The sequence below is a fragment of the Streptococcus sp. 5905 genome, assembly GCF_013276505.1.
Classification (GTDB): domain Bacteria; phylum Bacillota; class Bacilli; order Lactobacillales; family Streptococcaceae; genus Streptococcus.
This window is the reverse complement of sequence record NZ_VMLC01000001.1, coordinates 93,496-106,714: the sequence shown is the minus strand read 5'-3', so window position 1 is coordinate 106,714 and position 13,219 is coordinate 93,496. Positions and strand designations below refer to the sequence as shown.

Sequence of the window (13,219 nt, the reverse complement as noted above, 5' to 3'; positions counted from 1 at the left end):
CCACCTAGTTAGGTGGGCTTTTTCTCTTTTAAGATTATTTTACTGTTGCTGTACTTGTGATCAATTCAACAGCTTTTTTGATTGCGATATCGTGTTTCAACATATCAGCTGAAAGCAAGTTTTGTACTTGTGCCACTTCCATGTTGTAAGTCGCAGCCAATTGTTCGATTTCTTTTTGGATTTCTTCTTCAGTAGCGTCAAATCCTTCAGCCTTCGCAACTGCTTCGATAACAAGGTTGGTCTTCGTACGTGACTCAGCTTCTGCTTCGTATTGTTTGTGAAGGTCTTCTTGAGTAGTTCCAGTGATTTGGAAGTACATATCAGGGTTGATACCTTGACGTTGTAAGTTTCCAAGGAATTCATTTACTGAGCGGTGAACTTCTTCGTGGATCATTTCTTCTGGAAGTTCTACGATCTCAGCGTTTTCTACAGCTTTATCGATTGCTGCGCCTTCAAGGGCATCTTTGTATGCTTCTTCTTTCGCAGCAGTCAATTCTTTGCGGTATTTTTCTTTCAATTCGTCAAGTGTTTCCACTTCTTCGTCGATGTCTTTTGCAAGTTCATCATCAAGAGCTGGAACTTCTTTTGCTTTTACTTCGTGGATAGTTGTTACGAATTTAGCTTCTTTACCTGCAAGGTCTTCTGCTTGGTAATCTTCTGGGAATGTTACGACAACGTCAACAGTTTCGCCAGCTGAGTGTCCAACCAATTGGTCTTCAAAACCAGGAATGAATTGACCTGATCCAAGTCCAAGCGAGAAGTTTTCACCTTTTCCACCGTCAAATTCAACACCGTCGATAGAACCAACGAAGTCGATGACAACAGTGTCGCCATTTTCAGCAGCGCCTTCTTTGATAACCAATTCAGCCAAGTTGTTGCGTTCACGTTCGATACGCTCTTCAACGTCAGCGTCTGTTACTTCTTTTTCTACATCTACTGATACTTCAAGGTTTTTGTAGTCGCCCAATTTTACTTCAGGTTTTGTCACGACTTCAGCTGTGATAACCCAGTCTTGACCTTTTTCCATTGAAGTCACATCGATTTTTGGTTGTGCAACGACTTCAAGACCAGCTTCTTTTACAGCTGCTTCATAAGCGTTTGGCAAAAGAGCGTTCAAAACATCTTGGTAAAGTGTTTCTTCACCAAATTTTTTATCAAATATAGGACGTGGAAGGTGACCTTTACGGAAACCTGGAACGTTAAGAGTTTTCTTTACTGAGTTGAAGACACGGTCCAATTCTGGTTTGATTTGGTCTTGAGAGATTGTGAAAGTCAAGACTCCACGGTTTGTTTCTTTGTTTTCAAATGATACAGACATTCTGTCATTTCTCCTTAAAATTTTTTAAATACAGTCTATTATAACATAAATGGGTGACTTTTTTCAAGTAATGAATGCGCTTTTCAATAGTGCTAGAGATACTTGCTCGCTTCCTTGATACTGAGCTCAGCCATTCTTTCCTTATTTTTTTCGATGAAGCTTGCTACCCAAGCTGAATTCGTTTTGGAGTAGTCTCTTAGAGCCCAGCCGATGGCTTTGTTGATAAAAAATTCTGTCTGGTCCAGATTGTTTAGTAGGATCTTTTCCATCAGTCGAACATCCGTTTTCTCTTTTCTTAACAACTGGTGATCAATAGCGACGCGTCTCAGCCAGATATTGTCTGATAGGCTCCATTTTAAAAGCACTTCTTCAAGTTCCGGATAGTCGGCTACCAAACTTCCTACTACTCTGTCTAGGATATCTACTGTGTCCCACCAAGACTTGGTCACGACCAGACGCTCAAGCTTAGGCAAATAGTCCTTCGTTAGATAAGACTGCATGGCTTTCAAATAGTTGGCCGCCACATATTGGTATTCTCTAGGTTCCTTTTCCCAGCAAGTGTCTACAAAATCCCAATCGATGATCTTTGTTTTTTTCGCTTCTGGAAAATGCTTTTTATAGAGGGCGTTTCTTTCAGGACCTGCAATGCCTAGAAAGGGAAATTGATGACGCATATAGGCTTCCATGGAGCCTGCTTTCTCAGGGTCTTTTGCTGCTTCTAGCTCCTCAAGTAAATCTGCAAGACTCATCTAAAAGTCCTCCTGCCCGACCAAGTGATGCTGAAAGGCGTAGACCGCCGCCTGAGTGCGATCGCTGACCTCAAGTTTGGCAAGGATATTGGACACATGGGTCTTGACCGTCTTGAGAGAGATAAAGAGTTCATCTGCAATGCGTTGATTTTCATAGCCCTTGGCGATCAGTTGGAGCACGTCTCGCTCACGCGCAGTCAGATCCTCATGAAGTTCGATATGATTGCGGTGGTATTCGACCTTCTTACTAACTTCTTGCTCAATGGCCAGCTCGCCAGCAGCAACCTTACGAACGGCATGAAGCAGTTCGTCTGCACTAGAAGTCTTGAGCATATAACCTTTGGCACCTGCATTCAAGACCGGCATGATTTTTTCATTGTCCAAGTAAGAGGTCACAATCAAAATCTTGGCTTCAGGCCATTCTTTGAGGATGGCCAAGGTCGCGTCAATCCCATTCATCTCAGGCATGACAATATCCATGACAATGACATCTGGACGCAGTTCCAAGGCCAACTCAATACCTTGAGCCCCATTGGTAGCCTCGCCCACAACTTCTACATCGTCTTGGAGTTCAAAATAGCTTTTCAAGCCCAATCGGACCATTTCATGGTCATCTACCAGTAAAATTTTCATCTTTACTCCTTTATGATTCTTTTTCTAGCAGGGGAATACGGATATCAACCGCCAGTCCTTGCTTGGGAGCTGTCAAGAGTTGAACTGTTCCTGCCATATCTTCAACCCGCTCCTTGATATTTCGCAGTCCATAACTCAAGTCGTCTAAGCTCCCTAACTGGAAACCAATTCCGTTGTCCACCACCTTCAGCTGCAATTCAACATCTGTTTGATAGAGATAAACATCCAAACAAGATGCCTGAGCATGGCGTAGGGTATTGCTGATCAACTCCTGCAAAATACGGAAGATATGTTCTTCAATCTTCTTAGGCAATTTAGACACGTTTTGCTTGAGACTAACCTTGAGATCACTCTTGTCCTCTAGTTCTTTTAAGAGGATTTGAATCCCCTCAACCAAACTCTTCTCTTCCAACTCAACTGGTCGCAAATGAAGAAGCAAAACCCGCAAATCTTTCTGGGCTGTTTCAAGGATAGCTGCGACACTTTGCAACTGGGTCTGCATCTTTTCTCTATCAAGCTTCAAAGCCTGCTGGCTGACACCTGATAAAATCATATGGGCCGCAAACAACTCCTGGCTAACCGTATCGTGTAAGTCACGTGCTAGCCGCTTCCGTTCTTTCTCGATGATTGCTTCTTCCTTGACCAAGCTTTGATTTTCAGCTTTTTGAACAGCTTCTGTCAAAAGATTGAGCTTGCCAGATAAAGTCTTGAAACTAGTATCTAAATCTGGATCTGCAAAGGAAATTACCTCTTTCCCTGCTAGCAGTCGCTTGAGATTAACCTGCATTTTTCTGCGAGAGATTTCTTCTATCACGCGCCAAAAAAGGACAAAAAAGAAGGTCATGGAGAGGCTAAAGACCAAGATCAAGAAGATGAGTTTCTCTGTTTTCTCGATATCCTGTAGCAAATAGGACCAGTCTAGTTCAAAAATATCAAGTAAACTATTAGTCAAAAAGAGGATAAAGAGGAAAGAAGTCAGGCCGATTAACAGATAAGATTGCTTTTTCATCCTCTGACCACCTCCACATCGCCAACCATAGTAGTTAGGAAAATCTTGACGCTCTTGTTACTCTTGAGATAGTCTCTGGTTTCCTGATGATAGTGTTCATTACGAAGTGCTCGCTTGGGTTGATGGAGGAAGGTTAGATCTCCATAGAGACAGTTGACACTGAGACTGATTTCCACATCTACGGGCACGATAATTCTAGTCGTTCCGATCATCTTTCTAAGGATAATGACATTGTCATGATTGGTTAGAATGACTCTTTCTAAATGAATAGTGTCCTTGCCCATGAGGCGAAAGAGATTGATATCGTCAAATTGGCAGGTCTGATGGCTAGAGAAATGATGGAGATTGCCAAACCAAGGATTGCGTTCGTTTTTAACCGTCACCACCTCTTCAAAGACCAAGTCGGTCTCCTCTCTTTCTTGATTCATCATTGGATAGAGAAGAAAGAGGCTGTATATGACCGCTACAAAGATAGCTAAAATCACAAAGGGATTGAGCATGACGATAAAAAAGAAAAGAATGGTTGCCACAAGGAGGAAAACATTGTTGCCTTCTTTACCTGTATAATAGCGGAGCAAGAGCAAAAAGAGGAATAGAATCAGCAGAAAACGCGAAAAATGCTCTGATACCATCAAAATCAGAGCTCCCGTCAATAAACAGGCTTCAATAAATAAAAAGATTTGAAATTTTTTCATAGACGCATCCTCTCCCTTCTATTTTATCACAATTCAAAAAAGTCACCCTCGGTCTGAGGATGGAAAAAGACAATAGGACAGAAATCGCTCGTAGAAGCTAGGCTCTTTCAGCCCACTATGGTTGACAAAGAGATACAAAAAGGGCGGGATTCTTGTCCCGACCTCTCTACATCTGATCTTTTGCTTCTTTGAGTTTGCCATAAAGAATATAGTCTACGTTTTGCAGATCCGCTATGGTTGCACAATTAAGGGCACACATGATCAAACGCAGATCGTCTTTCCATCCTTGGATGATGCTAATCACTTCCTCGACTGAGTATGTTTCAACCAACTCAAGAACGGTACGTGACAGTCCTACAGCCTTGGCACCAAAGACCAAGCACTTAATCATATCTAGCGGGTTCCGAACACCTCCACTGACCAAGAGTTCGACCCTGTCTTTCCAGCCTTGGGCATTGAGGAGGGCTTGCATAGTAGACTGGCCCCATTGATTGAGGTAGTCACGCTGGCCACTGCGACGGTTTTCAATGTAAGCAAAGCTGGTACCTCCACGACCCGACAGGTCAACCGTTCGAACGCCCAGTTCATAGACTCTCTCGATGGTCTTCACATCCATCCCAAAACCCACTTCCTTTAGGACAATAGGAACAGGGATTTGCTTGCTATAGTCTGCCAGATGCGAATACCAGCTTCTGAACTTCCTTTCTCCCTCAGGCATGAGCAATTCCTGCATAACATTGACATGCACTTGTAAAAGTAGCGGATTCATCTCCGTCACAGTCTGCAAACCAAGTTCAACAGGCTTGTCCAAGCCAATATTGGTTCCAAGGAGGAGATTTGGATGGCTAGATTTGACAAAAAAAGAATTATCTGTAGGATTTTTTAGGGCTGCGCTATAAGATCCCGTCACAAACAAAATCCCACAGGCTTCTGCCACCTGAGCCAACTTTTGATTGATTTCTCTCCCCTTATCGCTCCCACCTGTCATGGCATTGATATAAAAAGGAAAGTCCCATTTTCGACCAGCAAATTCTGTCGAAAGATCAATCTCATCCAGATCGTAAAGAGGCAGGGAAGAATGAATCAACTCCACCTCATCAAAGCTATTATAGGAACTTTTCTGCTCAAGGGCATAGCGGATGTGCTCGTCCTTACGATTTGTCGTCATGTCCTATCCTTTCTTGGTATAAGAGCTCAATCCCCAGATCGGCCCAGCGATTTTTTAAGGTTTCAGTTGATTGCTCATCAAAACTCAAGGCAATGCCACAGTCACCACCACCAGCTCCACTACTCTTGGCAACAGCCTGCAAATCTTGACTGGCTTCTTTCAATTGTCTCAGCGAAGGTGTGTAAATATCTGCGCTCAAGCCTTCTAAAAGCTGACTGGCTGTTTCCACCTGCTCGATAATTTTTTCTGCATTCCCCTGCTCCAAGGCTTCTACCAAAGTAGCCACTGTTGCTTTTGAGGAAGTTAAAAAATTCTGGTCTATGTTCTGTTTGATTTGCTGGACCATTTGGCTCGATACAGCTACTTGCTTGGTCCATCCCACTAGGAAATCACATTCTAGAGCAGGTTTTACATGTGAGATGGAAAAGCCCCAGTCACGCTCCAAAACTGTCGCCAAGCTTTCTTCTTCCAACCAAGCAGCTATCTTCTGGCGATCAAAAGACTGATAGAGAACCAAATCCTCTGCCACGATACAGGCAAGGTCTCCCATAGATCCATTGTCTCCTCGCTTGAGTAAGACCGCGCTAGCCAGCTTGAACAAGAGTTCCTGATCAACCGTAATATCATATAGAGCCAGCAGGGCCTTGATCACCAAGACAACGACGCTACCACTCGAACCCAGACCAAACTTTTTGCCTTCCCGTTCCATTTTGCCACGGATTTCCACGGAAAAAGGTCTTAGCTCCTGACCTCGATAAGTCAGGAAAACTTCCACTAGAGCAATCGTTTCTTGAATCAAACTGTAGGCAGGATTTGGCGTCAAGTCCACTGCAAAATCAAACATATCTGAGTAGATACGGTAGTTATCAGAAAAGGCAATCTCAGCCTTCATATAGATGGGGATAGCCTTTATCAAGGCTAACTGTCCTGGTTCTAGAATAGCATACTCCCCTGCCAAATAGAGTTTCCCGCAAGTTTTAACAGCTATCATCTTGGTTCAAATCCTTTGTTTTTGACACAATCAAGCGATAACGTTGACCGAAGATTTCTGACAAATGCTCCAAGTCTTCTTCTTGACAGAGGACCTTGACATTGGGACCAGCATCCATAGTAAAGTAGCAGGCCTCTCCTTGCTCACGAAGTTGGCGGACAAAGTCCATCGCTTCATAAGTCGCATCCGTTAGATAAGAAAAGGCTGGACTAGCAGTCTTGGTCGTAGCGTGCATAGCAAGCGCATTTCTCTCCGTTAATTCCCCAACCTTGGCAAAGTCATTCTCTTTGAGATAAACCAGCATATCTTGATAGTCTTTCTCAGACTGGCGCACCCAGTCGTCAAAAGTCGTCGAGGTTTCCACACAAAGTTTCATTCCATCACGGCTAGAAATTGGTTTTTTCTTGTCCTCTAGCACCAACATGATCATAGCTAGTTTCAAGTCTGTCTCTACAGGGTAAATTTCCCCACTATCCTTATCCCAGGCACCCAGTGGTCCATAAAAACTGCGGGAGGAAGAACCTGAGGCAAACTTAGCCTCCTGCGCCAACTGGCTCCGATTCAAGCCAAGCTGGAAATAAGCATTGCAAGCCTTGACCAAGGCGGACAAACCACTGGAACTTGAGGACAAGCCAGCTGCCGTCGGCATATTGTTTTGAGTATCGATACGGACAAATCCCTCACCTTCTGGACGGTAGCGGTCAATGATTTTGCTCATCTTGGCATGCTCGGCCTCACTCTGAAGTTGACCATTGATATAAAAGGCATCAGCAGTCGCATCCGTCGGTAGAGGCGATAAGGTCGTCTCTGTGTACATATTTTCCAAAGTCAAAGAAATGCTGCTAGTAGCAGGAACCATCTCTTTTTCTTTTTTCTTTCCCCAGTATTTGATAATGGCAATATTTGCGTAGGAACGTACTGTTACAGGCTCTCGATCCATGTCTGAACAGCTCCTTTCTCTTCTAATCGTTTTGCTAGTTCTTGTGCTTGGTCCAGATTGGCTACCAAGGCGATAATACAGCCTCCTAGTCCACCACCACTCATCTTGGCACCCAGAGCACCATGGTTAAGAGCCGTTTCAACAAGGGAATCTGCTTCAGAGCTACTGACACCAATTTCTTTTAGATGTAAATGCGCTTGACTGAGGATTTGCCCCAATCCTTCAGCATCTTTTTGTCTGATCACCTCTTCTGCCTGCTGGGTCAATTCTCCCAAAGCATGCAAAAAAGGGAGAGCATCCTTGCCCTTACTTTGAACCACTTGGATGGCTTCGCGTGTATGACCATAAACGCCTGTATCTGCAATCACCAAATGGGCGGATAGATCCATCTCTAGCTCTGTAAATCCAACGTTCTTGATAAAGCGAATAGGTTGGTCACTGAGACAGGTCTTGGCATCCAACCCGCTTGGATTCATATGGGCAATCATCTCAGCCCGATTGACCAAGATTTCTAGTACATCATGAGGCAGGTCGGCTTGATAGTAGTCAAAAACAGCTCGAATGGCTGCTATGCTGATAGCCGCTGACGAACCCATCCCCCGTTTTTCAGGGATAGCCGAGTCAATCACACATCGAATGCAGGCTTCTTTGATATCCAAATACTCCAGTGAAGCATACACCGCCATGGACAAGGTATCCTCCTCATAAAGACGCCACGGGCTTTCAGCAGGGACCACCTTGCAAGTCACTTCCACCTCTACGAGAGGTAGGGAAATGGCAGGATAGCCGTAGACAACTGCGTGCTCCCCTATTAAAATAATCTTACTATGTGCCTGACCGACACCAACTTTTTTTGTCATGTTTTCCTTCAACCAGACGAAAAGACCGTCTTACTTTTCATACAGTAGTATTTTCTCCTATCTATTTTATTATATTTTCACAAAAAAAGCGATTGTTTCCTTCACAATCGCCTCTTTCATTATTGGACCCATTCGCCATTATAGTTGACGTAGTAGCCATCCACTTTTGTACTAACTGCTAAAGCACCTGAGCTATAAGCATAGTACCATTTGCCATTAACCTGGAACCAACCTGTCTTCATATCGCCATTACTTGCATTTAGATAATACCAAGTCGAACCATCCTTAATCCAACCAGTTGCCATAGCTCCTGATGAACGGAGATAGTACCACTTGTTACCGACATAAGCCCAGCCTGTCTTCATATCTCCATTTTTAGCATCTAGATAATACCAAGTTGAACCATCTTTAATCCAACTAGTTGCCATAGCTCCCGATGAGCGGAGGTAGTACCACTTATTACCTAGATATTGCCAACCAGTTTGCATAATACCGGTTGTTGGATCTAGGTAGTACCAAGTCGAATCATCGTTTATCCAACCCGCACGTCTTTCACCACCAAGGTAGTCTTTCCCTAAATGACCTGTTTTTGCTAGATAGTACCAGTTAGATTGATCGTAGAGCCAACCTGTCTTTAAAGAATGATCTTCATTAAAGTAATAATTTGCTAATTTAAGAACTTCTGGGCCTTCAAAGCCTTCACCATGTTTTTTACCAACAGTTAATGAATCCTTAACCTCTAATTGTTGCCAGCCAACAAATTCTTGTAGTACCCCATCTTGATCAAAGTAGTACCATTTATATTGAAGGCCAATTTCGAAAACTGGACGATTATCAAATAAATCATCACGATAACCCGTCCCAGGAATTTCTAAGTATTGCCAGCCGACTACCATTTCTCCATCATCATCAAAATAGTACATTTTACCGTCTATTTTATGCCAATAGATTGCTTTATGGTCATCTTTTATATAGTATTTTCTATTGTCCTTATCAACAAACTGTCCACCTGTGGTATCCGCCAATACTGTACTGGTCGCTAACAGACCAAGAAAGAAGGCTGCTAGTCCAACTCGCATGATTTTTTTCAAGAATTTCATTTTAGTATCCTCCGCAACTGATTGTAGCAAAGACCTTACCGTATGTCAATATATAGGAATTCCTCAAAAAAAAGCAGTCACACAACTGCAACTGCTTTTCTATTCTTGCATGGTATACCCAACACCACGCACGGTTTTAATGTAGCTTTTTTGACCTTTTACATCAAGCTTGCTACGTAGATAACGGATATAAACATCCACGATATTGGTTTCTGTCGCACTTTCGTACTTCCAAACACTTTCCAACAACTGCTCACGAGTCAAGACCTTCTTGCTTCCCATGAGAGTGGCCAAAAGGTCATACTCACGGCGCGTCAGAGCAATCATCTCCTCGCCACGATAAACGGTATGATGTTCTACATCCATACGCAGATTGCGGTAAGACGTTGGGACCTTCATCTGACTACAGTGTTGGTCGATAAAGTCCCGACCTCGGAAAATCGCTGAAATACGAGCCACCAGCTGATCAATAATCACTGGCTTATAGATGTAAGAAACGGCGAAGCGCTGGATTGTCTCAATCTGGTCTTGCAATTCTTCGCGATGGTCCAAGACCATGATCACTGAGGCAGGTTTTGTCCGACTCAGCCTCTCTGCAAAATCCTGGGCCGTCATATCCCCCAGACGAGCATTCAGTAAAATCAAGTCATAATCTGTCTGGAGAGCCATGGAGAGGGCTTTTTGTCCCTCCTCGACCAGATCAACACGGTATTGCTCTTTTTGAAGTTCCAGACTGAGAAAATGAGCGAGATTTCGTTCTTTCTCAAGTAATAAAATCCGTTTCCCCATGGCAGACCTACTTATTTTTCGTCATACCAAGAGTAGTGGAAGGTTCCTTCTTTGTCTTTACGTTGGTAAGTGTGGGCACCAAAGTAGTCACGTTGCGCTTGAATCAAGTTAGCTGGAAGGTCAGCTGAACGGTAGCTATCAAAGTAAGTAATAGCTGCTGAGAAGGTTGGCACTGGTACACCAGCTTGAACAGCAAGAGCTACGATATCACGCACTGCTTGTTGGTACTTAGCAGTAACATCCAAGAAGTACTCATCCAAGAGAAGGTTTGCAAGATCCGCATCGCGGTTGTAGGCATCTGTGATTTTTTGCAAGAAACGAGAACGGATGATACAGCCATCACGCCAGATAGATGCGATGTCTGCAAATGGCAAGTTCCAGTTGTTTTCTTTAGAAGCCACACGCAATTGAGCAAAACCTTGTGCGTATGAAATGATTTTTGAGAAGTAAAGAGCTTGACGAATCTTTTCGATCAACTCAGCCTTGTCACCTTCAAATTTGAAGGCAGCTGGTTTTGGAAGCACCTTGCTAGCATGCACACGCTCTTCTTTGTATGTAGAGATGTAGCGGGCAAATACTGATTCAGTGATAAGTGACAATGGCACACCAAGGTCAAGTGCTGATTGGCTAGTCCATTTACCAGTTCCCTTGTTACCTGCAGCATCAAGGATGTAGTCTACGATTGGTCCCTCTTGACCTTCATCGTCTTTACGGCTCAAGATATCAGCTGTGATTTGGATCAAGTAGCTGTCCAATTCACCCTTGTTCCACTCAGTGAAGATTTCAGCCATGTCTTCTGCAGAAAGACCAAGCAAGTGTTGCATGAGGTCGTAGCTTTCTGCGATCAATTGCATGTCACCATACTCGATACCGTTGTGGACCATTTTCACATAGTGACCAGCTCCATCAGGACCGATGTAAGTCACACATGGTTTGCCATCTTCTGGTGCTTTAGCTGAGATTTCTTCAAGAACATCAGCAACCAATTCGTAGGCTTCTTTTTGTCCACCAGGCATGATAGAAGGACCTTCAAGGGCACCTTTTTCACCACCAGAAACCCCTGTACCGATAAAGTTGATGCCTGAGTTTGCCAATTCTTCATTACGACGGATGGTATCTTTGTAGAAAGTATTTCCTCCATCAATCAAGATATCACCCTTGTCAAGGTGTGGAAGAAGGGCTTGGATAGTTGCATCTGTACCAGGTCCAGCTTGAACCATGAGCATGATACGACGAGGTTTTTCGATAGATTGAACGAAAGACTCTACATCGTAGCTAGGTACAAAGTTCTTTTCAGGATGGCAAGCAATTACGTCTTCTGTTTTTTCTTTACTACGATTGTAAATGGCAACTGTATAACCACGAGATTCGATATTTAGGGCAAGGTTACGACCCATTACGGCCATACCAACGACACCAAAGTTAGCTTTTGTCATGTGACACTCCTCTTGTTTAATATGTTTTATTTTATCATTTTTACCTATGAAAGGAAAGAATTTTGTAACGGACTCCTAGTAGTCCAAGTCATCCGCGTGACCAGCTCCATTACCAACAAAGTATCCAGTCTTACAGTTGAGGGTGAAGAGATAGGTTCCATCTGGTTTGTAGAGGTTATAATAACCATTTCCGTTTACGATATTGACCCGTTCTAGGATATATTGATTACCAGTGATATAGCCACGAGCACGCGATGTTGCTAAGATTTGTTCAAGGACACCGTCCGCAAAAGTCCAGGCAGGATTGTTGCTATCCTCTACAGCGGATTGGTTGTATGGTACACGACTAGCACTTCTTTGAAGATTGGCACCTTCGCTAGACAAGCCTCCGCTTTCTGGTCTGCTGGCAGGTGCCGAACTCGATGAAGCAGACGAACTGCTCGTACTGCTATCAGTCGTTGTGCTTGAACTTTCTTGGCTACTGCTACTTGAACTTGAACTAGAGGCGCTTGTTTGCTGGCTCTTACCAAGGCTAATGGCCTTATCTAACAGTTTATCTAGCTCTGTATTTCCTGTTTTAATTTCTGTAAATTTAGCATCTGCCTTGACCTTCGCATTGGTATCCAAGACACCATCAGTAATTGCTGGAGTTTCAAACTGATTATTCACTTCTTGCACAGCCTTGATTTGAGTTTCTAAACTATCATACTTAGATTTTGCAAGGGTATACTCTCGACTGCCTTCGAGTTTATCTAGTTGAGCCTTGAGTTGGTTCAACTTGTCAAACTGACTATTTTTCAAGGCTGTTTTATTAGCATCCGTATAAAAGGCATCGTAGAGGGTATTAAACTCTTGTAAAGCCGCTTGTGTTTCTTGATTACTAGAAGATGATTGAGAAGACTGGATGGCTTGGTTGGAGCGATTTACTTGACGATAGATATAGTAACTACCTGCCAAGATAAGGGCTGCTGCCAAGGCTGAACCGATAATAAACACGCGCTTCTTTTTAGAATTAGAAACTGTTTCTGGTTCTGCCTGAGCTGAGCGTGAAAGTAGAGCTGTCTCTTCCTCTTCTTTCTCATCAGCAACCTCTGCTGGCGTTTGCTTTTCCAACACAAGCGGTTCCAAGTCTTGATTTTCTTCTCCCAAAGGAGGCAAAATCACATCCGAGCTTGTAGTTTCCACTGAGTCTGACACCGTTTCTTCTGAAACTGTATCGGGTTCCTCCATGATTGACGCCGACTCTCCAGTGATTTCTGAGACTTCCTGTGTCAATTCTTCTTGAGCCTGAGCTTCCTGCAGTTCTTCTTTTTTAAATTGACGTGTTTCAAACTTGTCGGCTTCGATTTCCTCGCGGTGCTGTTTGATGTATTTATCCAAGATATTGTCCTCAGGCAATACTCCAGCTTCAACTTCTTCATTTTTACGGATGACTTGACCAACTGTCAGATCTTTCGCCTCGTCAAAATCAAATTTGGATTCTTGATGCTCTTTTTTATGACGATTGTGTCTTTTTTTACTCATCTGTCTT

The 13,219-nt window shown here is 43.4% G+C and carries 13 protein-coding genes; all 13 read right to left on the bottom strand.

Annotated elements, in window-relative coordinates; all coding sequences use genetic code 11:
- Positions 1 to 34: 34 nt before the first annotated feature.
- Positions 35 to 1,318, bottom strand: coding sequence for a trigger factor (gene tig, locus HT680_RS00470; protein WP_000116501.1), 1,284 nt, complete (start codon positions 1,316 to 1,318; stop codon positions 35 to 37).
- 92 nt (positions 1,319 to 1,410) lie between these two features.
- Complete coding sequence (locus HT680_RS00465) at positions 1,411 to 2,067, bottom strand: DNA alkylation repair protein (RefSeq protein ID WP_173257436.1); 657 nt, start codon at positions 2,065 to 2,067, stop codon at positions 1,411 to 1,413.
- On the bottom strand, positions 2,068 to 2,700 hold the full coding sequence (locus HT680_RS00460; protein WP_173257434.1) for a response regulator transcription factor: 633 nt from the start codon (positions 2,698 to 2,700) through the stop codon (positions 2,068 to 2,070). It lies immediately after the preceding gene.
- 10 nt (positions 2,701 to 2,710) lie between these two features.
- Positions 2,711 to 3,709: a sensor histidine kinase gene (locus HT680_RS00455; RefSeq protein WP_173257432.1), complete on the bottom strand. Its 999-nt coding sequence runs from the start codon at positions 3,707 to 3,709 to the stop codon at positions 2,711 to 2,713.
- Positions 3,706 to 4,404 carry a cell wall-active antibiotics response protein LiaF gene (liaF, locus tag HT680_RS00450; protein ID WP_000714487.1) on the bottom strand — a complete coding sequence of 233 codons (699 nt, stop codon included), beginning with the start codon at positions 4,402 to 4,404 and terminating at the stop codon, positions 3,706 to 3,708. The genes HT680_RS00455 and liaF overlap by 4 nt, the downstream gene beginning before the upstream one ends.
- Before the next feature lie 166 nt (positions 4,405 to 4,570).
- Entirely contained in the window at positions 4,571 to 5,572 is a 1,002-nt protein-coding gene (fni, locus tag HT680_RS00445; protein ID WP_173257430.1) for a type 2 isopentenyl-diphosphate Delta-isomerase, read from the bottom strand.
- Positions 5,556 to 6,563, bottom strand: coding sequence for a phosphomevalonate kinase (locus tag HT680_RS00440; RefSeq protein ID WP_173257420.1), 1,008 nt, complete (start codon positions 6,561 to 6,563; stop codon positions 5,556 to 5,558). Before HT680_RS00440 ends, fni begins: the two co-directional genes overlap by 17 nt.
- A complete protein-coding gene (mvaD, locus tag HT680_RS00435; RefSeq protein ID WP_173257418.1) occupies positions 6,550 to 7,503 on the bottom strand; it encodes a diphosphomevalonate decarboxylase in 954 nt (317 codons plus the stop codon). The genes HT680_RS00440 and mvaD overlap by 14 nt, the downstream gene beginning before the upstream one ends.
- Positions 7,485 to 8,363 carry a mevalonate kinase gene (gene mvk / locus HT680_RS00430; RefSeq protein WP_173257416.1) on the bottom strand — a complete coding sequence of 293 codons (879 nt, stop codon included), beginning with the start codon at positions 8,361 to 8,363 and terminating at the stop codon, positions 7,485 to 7,487. The genes mvaD and mvk overlap by 19 nt, the downstream gene beginning before the upstream one ends.
- Positions 8,364 to 8,482: 119 nt before the next feature.
- Positions 8,483 to 9,463: an N-acetylmuramoyl-L-alanine amidase family protein gene (locus HT680_RS00425; RefSeq protein ID WP_173257414.1), complete on the bottom strand. Its 981-nt coding sequence runs from the start codon at positions 9,461 to 9,463 to the stop codon at positions 8,483 to 8,485.
- A 99-nt stretch (positions 9,464 to 9,562) separates the two neighbouring features.
- Positions 9,563 to 10,252, bottom strand: a complete 690-nt coding sequence (locus tag HT680_RS00420; protein WP_000518005.1) for a response regulator transcription factor — start codon at positions 10,250 to 10,252, stop codon at positions 9,563 to 9,565.
- 11 nt (positions 10,253 to 10,263) lie between these two features.
- Positions 10,264 to 11,688: an NADP-dependent phosphogluconate dehydrogenase gene (gene gndA / locus HT680_RS00415; RefSeq protein WP_173257412.1), complete on the bottom strand. Its 1,425-nt coding sequence runs from the start codon at positions 11,686 to 11,688 to the stop codon at positions 10,264 to 10,266.
- Positions 11,689 to 11,763: 75 nt separating this feature from the next.
- Entirely contained in the window at positions 11,764 to 13,212 is a 1,449-nt protein-coding gene (locus HT680_RS00410) for a cell division site-positioning protein MapZ family protein (RefSeq protein WP_173257410.1), read from the bottom strand.
- Between the last annotated feature and the right edge of the window lie 7 nt (positions 13,213 to 13,219).

What these genes read in the sequence shown, in the direction of transcription:
- tig (WP_000116501.1), bottom strand. Translation starts at nt 1,318, where the DNA reads ATGTCTGTATCATTTGAAAACAAAGAAACAAACCGTGGAGTCTTGACT.
- HT680_RS00465 (WP_173257436.1), bottom strand. Translation starts at nt 2,067, where the DNA reads ATGAGTCTTGCAGATTTACTTGAGGAGCTAGAAGCAGCAAAAGACCCT.
- HT680_RS00460 (WP_173257434.1), bottom strand. Translation starts at nt 2,700, where the DNA reads ATGAAAATTTTACTGGTAGATGACCATGAAATGGTCCGATTGGGCTTG.
- HT680_RS00455 (WP_173257432.1), bottom strand. Translation starts at nt 3,709, where the DNA reads ATGAAAAAGCAATCTTATCTGTTAATCGGCCTGACTTCTTTCCTCTTT.
- liaF (WP_000714487.1), bottom strand. Translation starts at nt 4,404, where the DNA reads ATGAAAAAATTTCAAATCTTTTTATTTATTGAAGCCTGTTTATTGACG.
- fni (WP_173257430.1), bottom strand. Translation starts at nt 5,572, where the DNA reads ATGACGACAAATCGTAAGGACGAGCACATCCGCTATGCCCTTGAGCAG.
- HT680_RS00440 (WP_173257420.1), bottom strand. Translation starts at nt 6,563, where the DNA reads ATGATAGCTGTTAAAACTTGCGGGAAACTCTATTTGGCAGGGGAGTAT.
- mvaD (WP_173257418.1), bottom strand. Translation starts at nt 7,503, where the DNA reads ATGGATCGAGAGCCTGTAACAGTACGTTCCTACGCAAATATTGCCATT.
- mvk (WP_173257416.1), bottom strand. Translation starts at nt 8,363, where the DNA reads ATGACAAAAAAAGTTGGTGTCGGTCAGGCACATAGTAAGATTATTTTA.
- HT680_RS00425 (WP_173257414.1), bottom strand. Translation starts at nt 9,463, where the DNA reads ATGAAATTCTTGAAAAAAATCATGCGAGTTGGACTAGCAGCCTTCTTT.
- HT680_RS00420 (WP_000518005.1), bottom strand. Translation starts at nt 10,252, where the DNA reads ATGGGGAAACGGATTTTATTACTTGAGAAAGAACGAAATCTCGCTCAT.
- gndA (WP_173257412.1), bottom strand. Translation starts at nt 11,688, where the DNA reads ATGACAAAAGCTAACTTTGGTGTCGTTGGTATGGCCGTAATGGGTCGT.
- HT680_RS00410 (WP_173257410.1), bottom strand. Translation starts at nt 13,212, where the DNA reads ATGAGTAAAAAAAGACACAATCGTCATAAAAAAGAGCATCAAGAATCC.